Origin of the sequence: Actinophytocola glycyrrhizae, assembly GCF_042653545.1 — a bacterium.
GTDB classification, from domain to species: Bacteria; Actinomycetota; Actinomycetes; order Mycobacteriales; family Pseudonocardiaceae; genus Actinophytocola; species Actinophytocola glycyrrhizae.
Genome location: NZ_JBHSIS010000020.1, coordinates 175,432 through 188,585 on the forward strand (window position 1 = coordinate 175,432; position 13,154 = coordinate 188,585).

Sequence of the window (13,154 nt, forward strand, 5' to 3'; positions counted from 1 at the left end):
GGGTCAGGCTTGGATGCCGCGGGTGTCGGGGCTCGCGACCGGGTCGTCGTCAGTCTCAGGGGCACTGTCTGGGGGTCTGGCGTGGTCACCGGTCGGACCCGCGGGCGTCCCGGGCACCTCCTGCCGCCTCGCAGCGGAGAAACCGAGCAGCGCTCCCAGCATCGCCAGTGGGTACACGAGGTAACCCCAGCGCGTGGCGGGCGCGAGGATGATCGCCGTCCCCAGGCCCACCGCGGTACGCAGCATGACGTCCGCGGGGTCGCGGGGCGGGCGGATCACCAGCCATGTCGCGATCGCGCCTGCCGCCAGTGCGAGCAGGGCGAGCGACACGGCGTGCCCGACCGATCCGAGTTGCGCTAGCAGGTGTCCCGGCAACGGACTCGCAGCGGGTGAACCCGCCTCGCCGAGCCCGGCCGGGTAGAGGACCACGTGCTCGACGAACGACTGGGGGTCGACTGACAGCACCGGGATCACCAGCGCCGCCGTCGTGGTGATCACTGTACCAAAGAAGATCAACATCGCGCGGGCCCCGCGGGTCGCGGCGATCGCGACGGCCAGGACCGCGAGGGCGGGCAACGCCGTGAGCTTCATGGTGATGACCACGGCGATCACGATCCCCGCCCACGCGGGACCGGCGCGGAACGCGAGCGCGGCGGCGAGGACGATCAGCGCGATCACGGGGACGTCGTCACCCGCGACCACCAGCGTGAGCAGCGTCAGCGGGCTGATCGCGGCGAGCTGCGCGGCCAGTACCGGCACGCGCGGCCACCGCATGACCTTCAGCGCCAGCACGATCACCAGCACGGTGACCACCGCGAACGCGACGCGCGAGTCGGTGAACGGCCCGTCGCCGAACAACGCGCGCGGCAGGCCGAAGACGGTCATGGCCGGGCCGTAGGGCGTGTAGTCGTCGGGGTGCGGTGCCCTGCCGAGCGCTCCCAGGTCCGGGTACGGCGTGCCGCTCTCGAGCAGCAGGCTCGCGGACCGCTCGACCACCCACACCTCGGGCTGCGCGGGGAACGACCACGGCCAGTCCCCCCACACGAAGGCGGGATCGCGGCGGAAGATCAGCACGAGCAGCGGCACCACGCCCGCGAGGAGCGCGACGACCACGACCGGCGTCCAGCGCGACCACAGCCACCGCGCGGCCGTCCTCGACGCTCCTGACAGACCGGTGCGGGAGACCAGCTGGGCTGTGGTCAGCGCGACGGCCACCAGGTAGCCCGCCGTCGCGAAGTTGCCCCAGACGCGGTAGCCGTAGAACTCGGAGAACACCGCGTTGCCCGCGGCGAAGACCAGGCTGACGCCGTAGAAGAGCAGGTCGAGACGCAATGCTCGACGACAGGTCCGCTCCACGCGGGCAGGCTACCCAGTCTTCGCCGCCGGACCTCCGGCGGCATCTCGACGGCCGGAGCCCGGCGTAGGACACTGGCGCCGACGTGTTCGCTCTCCGGGTAACCGGGAAGGCGCCGACCACCACCGGCGTTGCCGTCACTGGGCAGAGGAGGGTGCACGTGGACAACGGCTGGACGCTGATGCGCGGCGCCATGCACGCGAAGGACGCGCCGAAAGGGCTGAAGAAGGGCACGATCCGGCGCGTGTACGGGTTCGCGGGCCCGCACCGGGGCAAGCTCGTGGTGTTCCTGGCGCTGACGATGGTCTCGGCGGTCCTGGCGGTGAGCACGCCGCTGCTCGCCGGGCAGGTCGTCAACGCGATCGTCGGCGGCGGTGCCGTGTCGACCGTCGTGTGGCTGGCGGTGGCGATCGCGGGCGTGGCGGTCGCCGACGCCGGGCTGGGGCTGGCCGAGCGGTGGCAGTCCTCCCGCATCGGCGAGGGCCTGATCTACGACCTGCGGCGCGCGGTGTTCGGGCACGTGCAGCGGATGCCGGTCGCGTTCTTCGCCAGGACCCGCACCGGCGCGCTCGTGTCGCGGCTCAACAACGACGTGATGGGCGCGCAGCGGGCGTTCACGTCCACGCTCGCCGGGCTCGTGACCAACGTGATCCAGCTGGTGCTGTCGGTCGCCGTGATGATGACGCTGTCGTGGCGGGTGACGCTGCTGGCGCTGGTGCTGCTGCCGATCTTCGTGCTGCCCGCGCGGCGGATGGGGCGGCGGATGGCCGAACTGCAGCGCGAGTCATCGACGCTGAACGCGTCGATGACCACCCAGATGACCGAGCGGTTCTCCGCGCCGGGCGCGACGCTCGTGAAGCTGTTCGGGTACCCCAGGGTGGAACTCGAGGAGTTCTCCGGACGCGCGGCCCGGGTGCGGGACATCGGTGTGCGGTCGGCCATGCTGACGCGCTGGTTCATGACGAGCCTGACGCTGGTGTCGGCGCTCGCGCAGGCACTGGTGTACGGGCTTGGCGGGTACCTGGCGATCACGGGCGCACTCGCGCCGGGCACGGTCGTGGCACTGGCGTTGCTGCTGACCAGGTTGTACACGCCGTTGACCGCGCTGGCGAACGTGCGCGTGGACGTGATGACCGCGCTGGTGTCGTTCGAGCGGGTCTTCGAGGTGCTCGACCTGAAGCCGATGATCGCCGAGAAGGCCGACGCGCGGCCGGTGCCCTCCGGCGGTGCCTCCGGTGTCTCCGTCGAGTTCGACGACGTGCGCTTCGCCTACCCGGCGCCGGACCAGGTGTCACTCGCCTCGCTGGAGGAGGTGGCGGTGCTGGACAAGCGCGGCGGCGAGGAGGTCCTGCACGGCGTCGGTTTCCGCGCGGAGGCCGGCGAGATGGTCGCACTGGTCGGCTCGTCCGGCGCGGGCAAGTCGACGATCGCGTCGCTGGTGCCCCGGTTGTACGACGTGTCGGCAGGTGCTGTCCGGCTGTCCGATGTGGACGTTAGGGAGCTGTCGTTCGACGCGTTGCGCGACACCGTCGGCGTCGTGACGCAGGACGGGCACCTGTTCCACGACACGATCCGCGCGAACCTGCTGTACCCCAGACCGTCGGCGACCGAGGACGAGCTGTGGGCCGCGCTGCGCCGCGCCCGGCTGGCCGACCTGGTGCGGAGCCTCCCCGACGGCCTGGAGACCGTGGTGGGGGAGCGTGGCTACCGCCTGTCGGGCGGTGAACGGCAGCGGCTCACGATCGCGCGGCTGCTGCTGGCGTCGCCGAAGGTGGTGATCCTCGACGAGGCGACCGCGCACCTGGACTCCGAGTCGGAGGTGGCGGTGCAGGAGGCGCTGGCCGACGCGCTGGCCGACCGGACCGCCATCGTGATCGCGCACCGGCTGTCGACCGTCAGGGCCGCCGACCAGATCCTGGTGGTCGAGGCGGGCCGGATCGTCGAACGCGGCGACCACGACACGCTGCTGGCCGCGGGTGGCCGCTACGCCGAGCTGTACCGCACCCAGTTCGCGAACCAGCCCACGGCGGCCTGACCTCTACATGTCGGTCTGGTGCGTGAGCGCGTCGCGCACCAGGGCCGCCACGTCGCCCGGCGCGGCGAGCGCCCGCGCGGCGGGCACCTGACGGGTGTACTTGCCGTCACCGGTGAGCAGGCCGGCCGGGTCCGCGAGCAGCGAACCCTTGTGGAACACCAGGTTCACCGCCGTGCGGGTGGCGGCGACCGCGCACACCCAGTGGTGCCAGTCGCCGTTCGCCGTGAAGGTGAGGCGGTTCCACTTGACGTCCTCGTCGAGCGTGGCCGTGCTCCGCACCAGGTCCGTGAGCGGGAGCGCGCCGGGATGCTCGGTCAGCCACTCGTCGACGGTCATGTCATCGCTCCTTCCGGTCGGCATCGTCGAACCACGCTACCGGCGGGTACCGGCACGACGGCGACCGAAGGTCCGTGACCAGGGGTTTTCAGCCCGGCAGGTCTTCCGGCCGGTCCACGTCCGCGCCGCTGGCCACGTCCTCGCAGGGCACCGCCGTCACCTCGTGCCGTGCCAGGTAGGGCCGCGCGCCCGCGTCGCCGGTCGCCAGCTCGGACACCGCGGCCCACCGGTCCCGCCCGATCAGCACCGGGTGGCCCGGTGCGCCGCCGTACGTGGCGCGGGCCAGCGCGGTCGGCGAGGCCAGCGCCACGAACCGGGCGACCGCCGCCGCCGTCACGCCGGGGGTGTCCACCGGCAGCACCACGACCGCGTCGCTGTCCGTCGCCGCGAGCGTGGAAAGCCCTGCCCGCAACGAGGAACCCATGCCCTCGGCCCAGTCCGGGTTGTCCACGAGGGACGCTCCGGACAGCGCGGCCGTGCTGCGCACGTCGGCCGCCAGCGCACCGAGCACGACCACCACCGGCACGCAGCCGCCCGTGTGCAGCACGTCGGCCGCGCGCTCGACGAAGAGCCGCCCGTCGTGGCGCACCAACGCCTTGGGCATCCCGTACCGCCGCCCGGCGCCCGCGGCGAGCAGCAAACCGGCAACCGTCACACAGCCAAGCCTAGGCCCGGAACGCGGACACGTTGTCCCTTGCCCACTGGGCGTAGGTCCGCGCGGGCCGCCCGAGCACCTCATCGACCGTCGGCAGCGGCACCAGCTCCGCCTCCCAGTCGACCTCGTCGAACGACGTGCCGCCCGCCGAGTACTCCTCGAACCCCAGCAGGAACCCGGCGTTCTCCGCGGCCCAGCCGCCCTGCCGCTCAAGGACCGCGCGGGCCTCCTCCGCGCTGACCTCCTCGAACCGCACCTCCTCGCTGAGCGCGGCGCCGATCGCGGCGACCTGCTCGCGCCTGGTCAGCAGCTCCGGGCCGGTCAGGTCGTACCAGCGGCCGCTGTGCCCGTCCCCGACCAGCGCGGCCACCGCGACCGCCGCGATGTCGCCGTCGTGGATGGCGAGGCTCGGCGCGTCCGGCTGCGCGTAGCGGACCACCCGGCCGGCGCGGATCATCGGGCCCCACAGCCGTTCCGTGTTCGACGCGAAGTCGCCCGGCCGGAGGTGCGTGTACTCCAGCCCGGACGCCTCGACGGCCTGCTCGACCGGCAGCTGGAAGTCGGTGTCGAACCCGCCGGTCACCGCGCCGGACGACAGCGTCACGATCCGCGTCACTCCGGCCGCCTTCGCCCGCCCGACCACCTCGGTCGCGGTCCTCGGCTCGGGGAACAGGTACATCCGCTCGACCCCGTCGACCGGCACCGACTCCGGCGCCAGCAGGTCACCGTGCACGACCTCGACACCGGCCGGGAACGCCGCCGTCGCCGGGGTCCTCGTCATCGCCCGCACCTCGTGCCCGGCCTCGGCGAGCTGCGCGACCACGTGCCGCCCCACATGACCGGTCGCGCCGGTCACCAACACCTTCATGACACTCCCTCAAAAGTGGGTACACCGTACGCATAAACAGTAGCATCTACGATGGCGGCACCATGACGACCGACGAGACCACCGAGGAGAACCCGGCCGCGAGCTTCGGCGGGGGTGCCGCGTCGGCCGAGACCATGGCGCTGCTGTGGGGGACCAAGCCCGCGCCGGCCCGGGGCCGAAAACCAGGCATGACGGTGCCGGCGATCGTGGCGTCGGCGATCGCGATCGCCGACGCGGAAGGTCTCGGCGCCGTGTCGATGCGCCGCGTCGCCGACGCGCTCGGGGTGGGCACCATGTCGCTCTACCGCTACCTGCCCGGCAAGGCCGAGCTGTTCGAGCTGATGCTGGACACGGTGATGGGCGAGGACGGGCCACCGGAACCGGACCCGGCGGGCTGGCGCGCCGGCCTCACCGCGTTCGCCCGCAGGAGCCTCGCGGGCTACCGGCGGCATCCGTGGCTGCTGGCGGCGTCGGTGTCGCGCGGCATGATGGGCCCGAACCAGACCGCGGCGCTGGACGCCGTGCTGCGCATGGTCGCCGGCATCGGTCTCACGAACGGGCAGATGATGGCCGTGGTCGGGCTCGTGGTCAGCTACGTGCAGGGCCGTGCTCGCCAGCTCGCCGACGACACGCGGGCCGAGCAGCGCTCCGGGGTGTCCGACGAGCAGTTCTGGCGGACCTTCGCGCCGCTGCTCGACGAGCACCTGGACGCCGAACGGTTCCCCGTGCTCGCCGCCGTGTGGCGCGACGACGGGCTGAGCTGGGAGGACGAGTTCGAGTTCGGGCTCGAACGCGTGCTGGACGGGATCGAGGCGTTCGTGGACAAGGGGAGTGGCGCGTGAGGGCGGAACCTCGGCTGCACAGGCTGGGTGCGCGTGGTACGGGGGTCGCCGGTGCGGTGCTCGTGCTCCACGGCGGCCAGGAGACCTCCACTGCGCCCGCCGCGCCCTGGCAGCCCGCCTACGTGCGGATGATCCCGTTCGCGCGGGACCTGGGACGCGCACCCGGTGTCGCGGTGTGGCAGCTGTGCAACCGCACCCGCGGCTGGAACGCGCCCGCGCTCGACCCGGTCGCCGACGCGCGCTGGGCACTCGACCGGCTCCGCGATGCCTACCTGGACGTGCCGGTGGTGCTCGTCGGGCACTCCATGGGCGGCCGGGTCGCGCTGCGGGTCGCGGACGACCCCGCCGTGGCCGGTGTGTGCGCGCTCGCGCCGTGGACCCCGGAGGGCGAACCGGTCGCGCAGCTGGCGGACCGTACGGTCCTCATCGCGCACGGCGACCGCGACCGGATGACCGACCCAGCGCTGTCCTACACCTACGCGGAGCGGGCCAAGGAGGTGACCGGCGCGGTGGCCAGGGTCGTCGTCCTCGGCGAGGGCCACGCGCTGCTGCGCCGGTACCGCGAATGGACGCGGCTGGTCAGGCGGTTCACACTCGGGGTGCTGGGCGTCGCCGAGGTAGACCGCGAGATCGCCGAGGCACTGGCGAAACCCGCGCCTGCCGGACTCCGTGTGCCCGTTTGATCACCGTCTCGTACGGTGTGCTCCGTGTTGCGCAACCTGGGTGCGGGTCCCCACGTCTTGTTTCGAAACGGAAGGGTGGGGTTGTGAGCGGAGCTTGCGGAGTGAACCAGAGAATGCAGGGCGACCGCGAGCGGCGCCCCGGAGCCCGCGAGGGGGCGTCGTGAGCTATCAGCCGCCGCCACGTCGGCCTGGCCAGGGTCCACGGCCAGGGCAGGGTCGCGGCCCTGGCTACGGGCCACCGCAGGGCGGTAGCCGCAAGCCGGCGTACCACCAGACCCGGATGCTGCCGCTGCCCGGCCAGGAGCCGCCGAACGCTCCGCCACCGCGGCGGGACGACTACCGCCAGCCGCCGCCACCGGCCGGTGACCGGGGCTACCCACCGCCACCGCCGCGCAGACCACGCCGCCGCCCCCGCTGGGGTCGCCGGATCGGCATCACGTTCCTGGTGCTGCTCCTGCTGCTGGGTGTCGGGTTCTTCTGGATGGACACCTCGCTGAACCGCATCGCGGCCATCGAGGACTACCCCGGCCGCCCGGCCGCCGCCGCGGGCACCAACTGGCTGATCGTCGGCTCGGACAGCCGTGCGGGCCTGACCGAGGAGGAGAAGGCCAAGTACAACACCGGCGACCCGACCAGCAAGCTCACCGACACGATCATGGTCGCGCACATCCCGGACAACGACACGCCCGCGACGTTGCTGTCGCTGCCCCGTGACTCGCGGGTGGAGGTCCCCGGCCACGGCACCAAGCAGATCAACGCCGTGTACGCGACGGGTGGCGCGCCGCTGCTTGTGAAGACCGTCGAGGCCAACACCGGCCTGCGGATCGACCACTACGCGGAGATCAGCTTCCTCGGGTTCGCGGGCATCGTGGACGCGGTCGGCGGGGTCGAGATCGACATCCCCCAGGAGATGCACGACAGGGAGACCGGCGTCACCATCCCCGCGGGTGTTCAGGAGCTGGACGGCGTGCAGGCACTGGCGTTCGTGCGCATGCGGAAATCGGACGCCACCCCCCGGTCGGACCTCGACCGGATCGTCAACCAGCGCAAGTTCATCGGCGCGCTGGCAGGGGAGGTCGCGAGTCCCGGGACGCTGCTGAACCCGTTCACGCTGTTCCCCGTCATCGGCGAGATGACCGACGCGCTGACCGTCGACGAGGAGGACCACCTGTGGCACCTCGCGAGCCTCGGGTTCGCGATGAGCGGCATCTCCGACGGCAGCACGGTGACGACCACGGTGCCGGTGACCGACCCGAGCGCCCGCAACTGGGACCCCGGCAAGTCGCAGCAACTGTTCGACGCGCTTCGCGAGGACACCCCGATCCCGCCGGACGTCATCTCCAACTAGTCGGTGGAGGGCATCAGCAATGCCCTGAAAGGCGCGTTCAGGGCACTCGTCATTCGGGATACCGGGCGGCTCCCCTTGTCTCAGGCCGCGTGGGTGCGCAGGACCGCGAGCGCGCGGTCGGCGTGGACGGCCATCCGCAGCTCGCTCCTGATCACCTCGATCACCTTGCGGTCGGTGTCGATCACGAACGTCTGCCTGCGCGTGAGCAGCGGGCCGAAGCTGCGCCGCACCCCGAACCGCGAAGCCACCGCGCCGTCGGCGTCGGACAGGAGCGGGTAGTCGAACCCGTGCTTCTCGCTGAACTCGGCCTGTTTGGCGGGCGCGTCCGGGCTGATCCCGACCCGGTGCGCGCCGACCTCGGCGAACTCGGCGGCCAGGTCCCGGAAGTGGCAGCTCTCCGCGGTGCAGCCCCTGGTCATCGCGGCCGGGTAGAAGAAGAGGACCACCGGGCCGGTCTCGAGGAACTCCCGCAGTGCGCGGGTCGTGCCGGTCTGGTCCGGCAGCTCGAAGTCCGGTGCCAGTTCCCCGACCTTCATCGGTGCTCCTTCGCCCTGCGAGTATTGGTGCGTGGACACGACGGTCTCTTCCAGTCTGCCGCTCCGGGTCGCGCGCGCGGTCACCGAGGTGCTCTCACCCGCCGTGGTCGTGCCGCTGCTGTCGTTCGCCGTCGCGTGGCACGCCACCGCGCACGACGTCGTCGCGACCCTCGGCTGGGGGCTGCTGGTGACCGTGTTCTACGCCGCGATCCCCATGGCGATCGTGGTGCGCGGGGCCAGGGGCGGCCGTTGGGACGGGCACTGGGTGCGGGAGCGTGAACGCAGGCTGGTGCCGTTCCTGCTGATCCTCGTGTCGACGGTCGCCGGGCTCGTGGTGATGCTCGCGGGCAGCGCGCCGCGCGACGTGCTGGCGCTGGCCTGGTCGATGGTCGTCACGCTACTGGCGTGCCTCGTCATCACCAGGTGGTGGAAGGTGTCCGTGCACGCCACGGTCGCGGGCGGCGCGCTCGCGACGGTCGTGCTGCTGTACGGGCCGTGGTACCTGCTGTCGCTGCCCGCGCTGGTGCTGGTGGGCTGGTCCCGCGTGGTCGTCGAGGATCACACCGTGGCGCAGGTCGTGGTCGGTACGGTCCTCGGGCCGGTCGTGGGCGGTGTCGTGTTCCTCGCGATCAGGTGAGGTCCGGCCGGGTTCAGCGCACCACGCGGCTGCGGCCGCGGAACTCGGCTACCACCTCGTCGCCTCGGGTCACCGTGACGTCGTAGATGCCGCTGCGGCCGTAGGTGACGCGTTCCGCCGCGCGGGCGGTCAGTTCGTCGCCGAGGTGGGCCGGGGTCACGAAGGTGATGTCGGCGCCCGCGGCGACGGTGACCGGGCCGTGGCTGTTGCACGCGCACGCGAACGCCGTGTCGGCCAGCAGGAAGACGTAGCCGCCGTGGGCCAGGGCGTGGCCGTTGACCATGGTGTCGGTGATCGTCATGCGGACCGTGGCGTGGCCGGGGCCCGCGTCGGTGATGGTGATGCCCAGCGACCGGGATGCCAGGTCGTCGTCGAGCATTCTGCGCACTGACTCCGGCACCGGCACGTGGGGTCCTCCAGGTTCTGTTCGGTGTTGTCGCAGGTGGGATACCACATCCGACGAGAGCTGCGCCACATCGGTTGCAGACCCAAAAGTAGGACGTCAAACTATTTGTATGCCCGAGAACACCACGTTGCACCGGCCGGCGCACCCGGTCCGGTTCGTCACCGCGGCCAGCCTGTTCGACGGTCACGACGCGGCGATCAACATCATGCGCCGGATCCTGCAGTCGCAGGGCGCCGAGGTGATCCACCTCGGGCACAACCGGTCGGTTCGCGAGGTCGTCCGCGCCGCGATCCAGGAGGACGTCCAGGGCATCGCGATCAGCGCGTACCAGGGCGGGCACGTCGAGTACTTCAGCTACCTCGTCGAGCTGCTCGACGAGCACGGCGCCGGTCACATCAAGGTCTACGGCGGCGGTGGCGGCGTGATCGTCCCCGAGGAGATCGAGCTGCTGCACTCCCGCGGCGTTGCGCACATCTTCTCGCCGGAGGACGGTCAGTCGCTCGGGCTCGCGCGCATGATCAACACCATGGTCGAGGCGTGTGACCACGACCTCGCCGACCGGCCGGAGCCGACCGCCGAGGCGATCATCGCGGGCGGGCACGACGTGCTCGCCCACACCATCACCGCGATCGAGGCGGGCAGGCTGTCCGAGACCACCATCGCCGCCGTCCGGGACGCGGCGGCCGCGCGGCGCGTGCCGGTCCTGGGCATCACCGGCACCGGTGGCTCCGGCAAGTCCTCGCTCACCGACGAGCTGGTCCGCCGGTTCCGCCTCGACCAGCAGGACAAGCTGCGCATCGCGGTCATCGCCGTCGACCCCACCCGCAGGCGGGGCGGCGGTGCGCTGCTCGGCGACCGCATCCGCATGAACTCGCTCGGCGGTGTCGGCGGTGACGACGGCGCGCAGATCTACTTCCGTTCGATGGCCACCCGGGGCGCGGTCACCGAGGTGCCCGAGGGGCTCACCGACGCGATCGCGGCCTGCAAGGCCGCGGGCCACGACCTGGTGATCGTCGAGACGCCCGGCATCGGGCAGGGCGACGCGGCGATCGTGCCGTTCGTCGACTCCTCGCTGTATGTGATGACGCCGGAGTTCGGCGCCGCGTCCCAGCTCGAGAAGATCGACATGCTGGACTTCGCGGACGTCGTCGCGATCAACAAGTTCGAGCGCCGCGGCGCCGAGGACGCCCGCCGCGACGTGGCCCGGCAGATGGTCCGCAACCGCGAGGCGTTCGGCGTGTCCTGGGAGGACATGCCGGTCTACGGCACCAGCGCCGCCACCTTCAACGACGACGGCGTCACCGCGCTCTACCACCACCTGCGCGACCTGCTGACCGAAGGCGGGCTAGCGGCAGGCGAGCCGGTCCTCGCCCCGGTCAGCGGCAAGGTGTCGACCAGGGCCGCGACCGTCGTGCCACCGCGGCGCACGCGCTACCTCGCGGAGATCGCAGAAACCGTCCGTGGGTATCACGAAGAGACGGACGAGCAGGTCGGCGCGGTCCGCGAGCACAACGCGCTGACCAGGGCCCGCGCGGCACTGGCGGCCGCCGGCGCCGCCACCGACGACCTCGACAAGCTCCTCGCCGAGGCGAAGCGGCGGGTCGCGCGGGACACCGAGGACCTCCTCGAACGGCACCGCACGCTCGCCGAGGCCTACTCCGGCGAGGAACTGGTCGTGACGGTCCGCGACAAGGAGCTGCACACGCAGCTGTGGCGCGAGACGCTGTCCGGCACCCGCGTGCCCCGCGTCGCGCTGCCGCGGTTCGACGACGACGGCTCGCTGCTCCGGTTCCTCCGCAAGGAGAACCTGCCGGGCTACTTCCCGTTCACGGCCGGGGTGTTCCCGTTCAAGCGCGACGGCGAGGACCCGGCCCGCATGTTCGCGGGCGAGGGCGACGCGTTCCGCACCAACCGCCGGTTCCGCTACCTGTCGGAGGGCTCCGAGGCGACCCGTCTTTCCACCGCGTTCGACTCGGTGACGCTGTACGGGCACGACCCGGACACCCCGCCGGACATCTACGGCAAGGTCGGCACCTCCGGGGTGTCGATCGCGACGCTGGAGGACATGAAGGCGCTCTACGACGGCTTCGACCTGACCGCGCCCACCACGTCGGTGTCGATGACGATCAACGGCCCGGCGCCGACGATCCTCGCGTTCTTCCTGAACACGGCCATCGATCAGACCGTCGACAAGTTCGTCGCCGAGCACGGCCGCCAGCCGGGCGAGCAGGAGCGGGAGGAGCTGGCCGCCTGGGCGCTCGCGAACGTGCGCGGCACCGTCCAGGCCGACATCCTCAAGGAGGACCAGGGCCAGAACACCTGCATCTTCTCCACCGAGTTCTCGCTGCGGATGATGGCGGACATCCAGGAGTGGTTCATCGCCAACAAGGTCCGCAACTTCTACTCGGTGTCGATCTCCGGATACCACATCGCGGAGGCGGGCGCGAACCCGATCAGCCAGCTCGCGTTCACGCTGGCCAACGGGTTCACCTACGTCGAGTCCTACCTCGCGCGCGGCATGCACATCGACGACTTCGCGCCCAACCTGTCGTTCTTCTTCTCCAACGGCCTCGACGCCGAGTACAACGTCATCGGCCGGGTCGCCCGCCGGATCTGGGCGGTCGCGATGCGTGAGCGGTACGGCGCGAACGAGCGGTCGCAGAAGTTCAAGTACCACGTGCAGACCTCCGGCCGGTCGCTGCACGCGCAGGAGATGCACTTCAACGACATCCGCACCACGCTGCAGGCGCTGTGCGCGCTGTACGACAACTGCAACTCGTTGCACACCAACGCCTACGACGAGGCGATCACGACCCCGACCGAGTCGTCGGTACGCAGGGCGATGGCCATCCAGCTGATCATCAACAAGGAGTGGGGGCTGTCGAAGAACGAGAACCCGCTGCAGGGCTCGTTCATCGTCGACGAGCTGACCGACCTGGTCGAGGAGGCCGTGCTCACCGAGTTCGAGCGGCTCTCCGAACGCGGCGGCGTGCTCGGCGCCATGGAGACCGGCTACCAGCGCGGCCGCATCCAGGACGAGTCGATGCTCTACGAGCAGCGCAAGCACGACGGGTCGCTACCGTTGGTCGGGGTGAACACGTTCCTGCCGAGCAAGGAGAACGCCGAGGAGCTGCCGACGATCGAGCTGGCTCGCGCGACCGAGGACGAGAAGCGGTCGCAGGTGGAGCGGACCAGGGCGTTCCAGGCCGAGCACAAGGCGGAGGCGGAGCAGGCACTGCGGCGGCTGCGCGCGGCGGTGGCGGAGGACCGTAACGTGTTCGGTGAGTTGATGGCCGCGGCCAGGGTGTGCACGCTGGGGCAGGTCACCGAGGCCTTCTTCGAGGTCGGTGGCCAGTACCGGCGCAACGTGTGACTTCTTCGGAGGGGTTTGTGAGCGGAGCTTGCGGAGCGGACAATCGGACGACACAGGGCGACCGCGAGCGGTCGCCCGGAG

Annotated in this window: 12 protein-coding genes; 6 read left to right on the top strand and 6 right to left on the bottom strand. The window is 71.4% G+C overall.

Annotated features, from left to right (window positions below):
• Positions 1-3 precede the first annotated feature (3 nt).
• Entirely contained in the window at positions 4-1,356 is a 1,353-nt protein-coding gene (locus ACFPCV_RS29010; protein WP_378059551.1) for a glycosyltransferase 87 family protein, read from the bottom strand.
• 158 nt (positions 1,357-1,514) lie between these two features.
• Between ACFPCV_RS29010 and ACFPCV_RS29015 the strand changes: the two genes are divergently transcribed.
• The gene (locus ACFPCV_RS29015) at positions 1,515-3,389 is read left to right on the top strand and encodes an ABC transporter ATP-binding protein (RefSeq protein ID WP_378059552.1); all 1,875 of its coding nucleotides are present in this window, start codon (positions 1,515-1,517) and stop codon (positions 3,387-3,389) included.
• A gap of 3 nt (positions 3,390-3,392) precedes the next feature.
• Here the strand turns inward: ACFPCV_RS29015 and ACFPCV_RS29020 are convergent, their stop codons facing one another.
• The 3 genes from ACFPCV_RS29020 to ACFPCV_RS29030 form a co-directional block, all read right to left on the bottom strand.
• Positions 3,393-3,725, bottom strand: a complete 333-nt coding sequence (locus ACFPCV_RS29020) for a DUF1801 domain-containing protein (protein WP_378059553.1) — start codon at positions 3,723-3,725, stop codon at positions 3,393-3,395.
• 88 nt (positions 3,726-3,813) lie between these two features.
• Positions 3,814-4,380, bottom strand: a complete 567-nt coding sequence (locus ACFPCV_RS29025; protein WP_378059554.1) for a nucleotidyltransferase family protein — start codon at positions 4,378-4,380, stop codon at positions 3,814-3,816.
• A 10-nt stretch (positions 4,381-4,390) separates the two neighbouring features.
• On the bottom strand, positions 4,391-5,248 hold the full coding sequence (locus ACFPCV_RS29030) for an SDR family oxidoreductase (protein WP_378059555.1): 858 nt from the start codon (positions 5,246-5,248) through the stop codon (positions 4,391-4,393).
• Positions 5,249-5,310: 62 nt separating this feature from the next.
• Between ACFPCV_RS29030 and ACFPCV_RS29035 the strand changes: the two genes are divergently transcribed.
• From ACFPCV_RS29035 to ACFPCV_RS29045, 3 genes are all read left to right on the top strand, one after another.
• Positions 5,311-6,090 carry a TetR/AcrR family transcriptional regulator gene (locus ACFPCV_RS29035; protein ID WP_378059556.1) on the top strand — a complete coding sequence of 260 codons (780 nt, stop codon included), beginning with the start codon at positions 5,311-5,313 and terminating at the stop codon, positions 6,088-6,090.
• Positions 6,087-6,773: an alpha/beta fold hydrolase gene (locus tag ACFPCV_RS29040; RefSeq protein ID WP_378059557.1), complete on the top strand. Its 687-nt coding sequence runs from the start codon at positions 6,087-6,089 to the stop codon at positions 6,771-6,773. Before ACFPCV_RS29035 ends, ACFPCV_RS29040 begins: the two co-directional genes overlap by 4 nt.
• A gap of 280 nt (positions 6,774-7,053) precedes the next feature.
• Complete coding sequence (locus ACFPCV_RS29045) at positions 7,054-8,121, top strand: LCP family protein (RefSeq protein ID WP_378059558.1); 1,068 nt, start codon at positions 7,054-7,056, stop codon at positions 8,119-8,121.
• Between the two features lie 80 nt (positions 8,122-8,201).
• Here the strand turns inward: ACFPCV_RS29045 and ACFPCV_RS29050 are convergent, their stop codons facing one another.
• Positions 8,202-8,657: a peroxiredoxin gene (locus ACFPCV_RS29050; RefSeq protein WP_378059559.1), complete on the bottom strand. Its 456-nt coding sequence runs from the start codon at positions 8,655-8,657 to the stop codon at positions 8,202-8,204.
• Between the two features lie 31 nt (positions 8,658-8,688).
• On the opposite strand from ACFPCV_RS29050, the gene ACFPCV_RS29055 reads away from it, so the two are divergent.
• On the top strand, positions 8,689-9,294 hold the full coding sequence (locus tag ACFPCV_RS29055; RefSeq protein WP_378059560.1) for a hypothetical protein: 606 nt from the start codon (positions 8,689-8,691) through the stop codon (positions 9,292-9,294).
• A 13-nt stretch (positions 9,295-9,307) separates the two neighbouring features.
• Here the strand turns inward: ACFPCV_RS29055 and paaI are convergent, their stop codons facing one another.
• Positions 9,308-9,673, bottom strand: a complete 366-nt coding sequence (paaI, locus tag ACFPCV_RS29060; RefSeq protein ID WP_378060042.1) for a hydroxyphenylacetyl-CoA thioesterase PaaI — start codon at positions 9,671-9,673, stop codon at positions 9,308-9,310.
• 136 nt (positions 9,674-9,809) lie between these two features.
• Between paaI and icmF the strand changes: the two genes are divergently transcribed.
• Positions 9,810-13,073 carry a fused isobutyryl-CoA mutase/GTPase IcmF gene (icmF, locus tag ACFPCV_RS29065; RefSeq protein ID WP_378059561.1) on the top strand — a complete coding sequence of 1,088 codons (3,264 nt, stop codon included), beginning with the start codon at positions 9,810-9,812 and terminating at the stop codon, positions 13,071-13,073.
• Positions 13,074-13,154 lie beyond the last annotated feature (81 nt).

Bases quoted from the DNA above. Each gene is read 5' to 3' on its own strand.
- ACFPCV_RS29020 (WP_378059553.1), bottom strand. From the start codon at position 3,725: ATGACCGTCGACGAGTGGCTGACCGAGCATCCCGGCGCGCTCCCGCTC.
- ACFPCV_RS29030 (WP_378059555.1), bottom strand. From the start codon at position 5,248: ATGAAGGTGTTGGTGACCGGCGCGACCGGTCATGTGGGGCGGCACGTG.
- ACFPCV_RS29035 (WP_378059556.1), top strand. From the start codon at position 5,311: ATGACGACCGACGAGACCACCGAGGAGAACCCGGCCGCGAGCTTCGGC.
- ACFPCV_RS29045 (WP_378059558.1), top strand. From the start codon at position 7,054: ATGCTGCCGCTGCCCGGCCAGGAGCCGCCGAACGCTCCGCCACCGCGG.
- ACFPCV_RS29050 (WP_378059559.1), bottom strand. From the start codon at position 8,657: ATGAAGGTCGGGGAACTGGCACCGGACTTCGAGCTGCCGGACCAGACC.
- paaI (WP_378060042.1), bottom strand. From the start codon at position 9,673: ATGCTCGACGACGACCTGGCATCCCGGTCGCTGGGCATCACCATCACC.
- icmF (WP_378059561.1), top strand. From the start codon at position 9,810: ATGCCCGAGAACACCACGTTGCACCGGCCGGCGCACCCGGTCCGGTTC.